The organism is Caballeronia concitans (assembly GCF_001544615.1).
Taxonomy (GTDB): Bacteria; Pseudomonadota; Gammaproteobacteria; order Burkholderiales; family Burkholderiaceae; genus Caballeronia; species Caballeronia concitans.
In genome coordinates, this window is the sequence record NZ_FCNV02000037.1 from 1 (window position 1) to 3,448 (window position 3,448).

Annotated in this window: 3 protein-coding genes; all 3 read right to left on the reverse strand. The window is 58.8% G+C overall.

The window, feature by feature from the left end; genetic code table 11:
• Positions 1–92: 92 nt before the first annotated feature.
• Genes AWB72_RS28250 through AWB72_RS28260 form a run of 3 tightly spaced genes read right to left on the reverse strand, consistent with a single transcriptional unit; the run spans position 93 to position 3,312 of the window.
• Positions 93–1,124, reverse strand: coding sequence for a tyrosine-type recombinase/integrase (locus tag AWB72_RS28250; protein WP_087129206.1), 1,032 nt, complete (start codon positions 1,122–1,124; stop codon positions 93–95).
• Positions 1,121–2,098 carry a tyrosine-type recombinase/integrase gene (locus AWB72_RS28255; RefSeq protein ID WP_087129208.1) on the reverse strand — a complete coding sequence of 326 codons (978 nt, stop codon included), beginning with the start codon at positions 2,096–2,098 and terminating at the stop codon, positions 1,121–1,123. Before AWB72_RS28255 ends, AWB72_RS28250 begins: the two co-directional genes overlap by 4 nt.
• Positions 2,095–3,312 carry a tyrosine-type recombinase/integrase gene (locus AWB72_RS28260; protein WP_087129209.1) on the reverse strand — a complete coding sequence of 406 codons (1,218 nt, stop codon included), beginning with the start codon at positions 3,310–3,312 and terminating at the stop codon, positions 2,095–2,097. The genes AWB72_RS28255 and AWB72_RS28260 overlap by 4 nt, the downstream gene beginning before the upstream one ends.
• Positions 3,313–3,448 lie beyond the last annotated feature (136 nt).

Sequence of the window (3,448 nt, forward strand, 5' to 3'; positions counted from 1 at the left end):
CTGGATTTATGTGTAGCGCGCGGTTATGTGGAGGGGTCGTGCAGCAAGGCAAACCCGCCTGGTTTGAGCATTCCTTGACTGCACATAACAGGTCAGAGTCTACGCAGCCAGCCAACCAGGTCAGCACCGTTCAAGATGAATGCTCCACCTCGTGGAGGTGCGAGGATTTCTGGGAACACCTGCGCGAGTGCTTGACGTTTGAGATCGATATCGGCACGCGCATAGCGCATCGTGGTATTCAGGCTCGCGTGGCCGAGCCACTGGCTGATAGTCGCGAAGTCTACGCCAGCCTTCAGCAACTGAATCGCGGTGGTATGCCTAAGCGAATGCGGGTGGATTTCTTTGTGCGCAAGGGTTGGGTTCCGGGTGCTCGCGATGAGCATGTATTTGCGCAGCAGATAACGCACGCCAAATCGGCTCATCTGAGTACCGCGGCAATTAACGAAGACAGGCAGTTCGGCCGAGCCTTGAGCGACCAAGGGACGCGTGCGAATAAGTTCGCGCAGAAGCTGCGCAGTATGCGGCCAGATCGGACACACTCTCACCTTGTTCCCTTTGCCACGCAGCCGGACCTGCGGCGGTGGGTCGAGCCGCAGGTCACAGATCCGCAAATTGAGGATCTCCTGCACACGAGCTCCAGTGTTGAACATCAGCGCGAACAGTGCAAAGTCGCGTTGCCCCGCTGGACGACTCTGGTCGATGGTGGTCAGCAATGTCTCGATCTCAGCCGTTTCCAGATATTCGATCGGTGCCTCCCGCGCTCCCCGCTTAAACGGTATTCCGAGTACCTGCTGAAACAGTGCCAGATGTTCGGGATGCTCGGCAATCACGAAACGAGCGAATGCATGAATGGCGGCGAGCCGAGCGTTGCGCGTCGCGATGCTGTTGCCGCGCTCGGACTCAAGGAATTTGAGGAATCGCTTTACGTGATCGGCATTCAGATCGCTCAGATCCAGGGCTTCGATGGGGCACCGGCTCTCGCGCGCGGTGAACCGCAGCAGCAAGACGACGGCATCACGGTAGCTCCGTATCGTGTGCACACTGACGCCCCGCAGTGTAGGCAGATAGTCTTGGAAGAAGCGCAGCAGACATCGGCCGAGCTCTGTCGGTTTGCGCGGTTTCATGGCTTCCTCCCGCCGAGCACGTGTCCTAGATGCTTCTCGAAGCGTTCACTTGCGAGTGCCGCGATCGTCGGAACGAATGGAAGGTAGTATGCCGTCGATACGATCGAGACATGCCCCATGTAGATTGCCAGTTTCGGAAGGTTCGACTGTACGTCCGCGCCTTCCTGATACCACCGGATCAAAGCCTGGACCGCAAAGCTATGCCGCAAGTCGTGAATTCGCGGACATCGTCCCTCGGCATCGCGAACGTCAGCGAGTTCGAAGAGTGCGTGTATGGGACGGCTGATTCCCGTGCCGGTGTATCCACGTAGACCTCGGGTCGTATTGCACAACAGCGGCGTTTCCGGGCCGGTGCCGAGCGAAGCGTTGAGGCGCTTGCGTAGGTAAATTCGAAGTTCGCGCGCGGCATCGGTTGATAGCGGCACCAGCCGACTCTTGTGGAACTTCGACTCTCGAATCTGCAATACCCCTGACGTGGGTTCAACGTCTCGTAGCGTCAGGCGCAGCAGTTCGCCGCGCCGCAACCCGGCCGTATACAGCAGCACAATGGCGATGCGCGTCACGGCGGGTAGTAGCGGTGAGCCAAGTGTCGGCGTCAGGTGCGTGGCTGCGACCAGCATTCGTGCGACCTGATCCGGCTGCACAATGACCGGGCGGATGTACGGACAGGGTCGCGCGAAGTACAGCGGATTGGGTACGAAACACTCGTGCTCGGCACGCTGTCTGAACAGGCAGAACTTGTGCACCATCAACTGTCTGGCGCGACGCGTATTCGGTCCCAGATGATGCAGCGTATCGCACCATCGATCGAAGCTTGCCTGATCAAGCTCCCGAACTGAGGACTGCGCGAGCCAGTGACACATCGACAGCAGGATTCGTTCTTCATTGCGGTAGCCACGACCTAGGGCGCGTTGATGGGCAACGTAGTCTGTGATCGCAGCCTCCATGGCAACCATTGACGTGGAGATGCTCATGGCCGGCTCCTCGACTTCGAGAGCGTCGGAACCTGCAGCGCGACGGAACGTAACATGGCAATGTCCAGTCGCAGGTAGACGCACGTGCTCTCGAGGCTGCGATGTCCCAAGATATCGCCAATGGCCTTCGTACCCACGCCTCGATCTAGCAGACGCATCGCGAACGCGTGTCGCAGCGCATATGAGGAACTGTTCGTGATTGGCAGGCCACTCAGCCTGGCGCGCGTGCAAAAGATGTCGACCACGCCATAGTGGGTCAGTGGCCCAACCGGGCTTCGTGCCCGTAGGAACAAAGCGGGGCAATCACTTCCAGAGCGGCCACACCGGAGATAGCGCCGTAGCAGATTTATGGTCCTGTCCGCCAATGGCAATACCAGGACCGAACGGGTCTTGCGCTGCTGAACGTGAAGCGTCCGCGATTCCCAGTTGATAGAACTCAGCGTGAGTGCGGCAACTTCTGATGCTCGTAGACCGTAGTACGCCATCAAATGCAGGACCGCGTGGTCGCGCCAGCCCGTGCGGCTGTGACGATCTACCGAATTAACCAGCTTCGGCACCAGCTTCCAGTCGAGTGCACGCGGGGGCAACTCGGCACGATAAGTCCGTGGCGTGTCAATGCAATGCAGTCCGAGCGTGATATCGCCACGATCCTCGCAATAGCGCAAGAATGCCCTCAGATGCGCAATGACATGCTGCAGCGTCTGACGGGTAACCTCCCGGCTCTTGAGCCGGATGTAATTCTCGACGTCCGTAGCGCCCAATGTCCGCAGGGTTCGATCGGGTAACACCGCCCGACGCAGGAAGTCCTTGAGAGTCGAGTTATGCTGAGTGGCGGTCGAGACGGCAAACCCACGTAGCTCATGAAGGTGCTGTAGATACTGACCGCGCAGGGCTCCGAACGGGTCGTCCGGCTCAGCCCGAATCAATCTGCCGCGCGAAGACAGAAAGCGCTCGAATGCCCGCTGCGTACCTCGATATAGCGCCGGAAAGCGCGGTGACGTAAATGCAGCGTATAGATGTTCGATGGCAAACTCCCCGCCGGGCTCGGCGCCATCCATCCGTTCAAGTGTTTGCTTTGCCCGAAACAAATGATCGCAGGTACTGTTGCGAGAATATCCGCTCCGACGCAGCCAGGCAGCGAAACCCTCAAGATCGGCGGCGAACCGTGATCCCTCATAGCGGCGATGTACCTTCGGAAACAATTCTTGAAGCATGGTGCCCTCCGAATACGGTGATCGGAGGAACTACGCTACTCCCACGACGAAGTTATGTTGACGAACTCCTGACCCAACCCCGCGCCGAAGCAGCGCCCAGAGGGAACTCCACATAACCGCGCACTACACATAAGTC

What these genes read in the sequence shown, in the direction of transcription:
- AWB72_RS28260 (WP_087129209.1), bottom strand. Translation starts at nt 3,312, where the DNA reads ATGCTTCAAGAATTGTTTCCGAAGGTACATCGCCGCTATGAGGGATCA.
- AWB72_RS28255 (WP_087129208.1), bottom strand. Translation starts at nt 2,098, where the DNA reads ATGAGCATCTCCACGTCAATGGTTGCCATGGAGGCTGCGATCACAGAC.
- AWB72_RS28250 (WP_087129206.1), bottom strand. Translation starts at nt 1,124, where the DNA reads ATGAAACCGCGCAAACCGACAGAGCTCGGCCGATGTCTGCTGCGCTTC.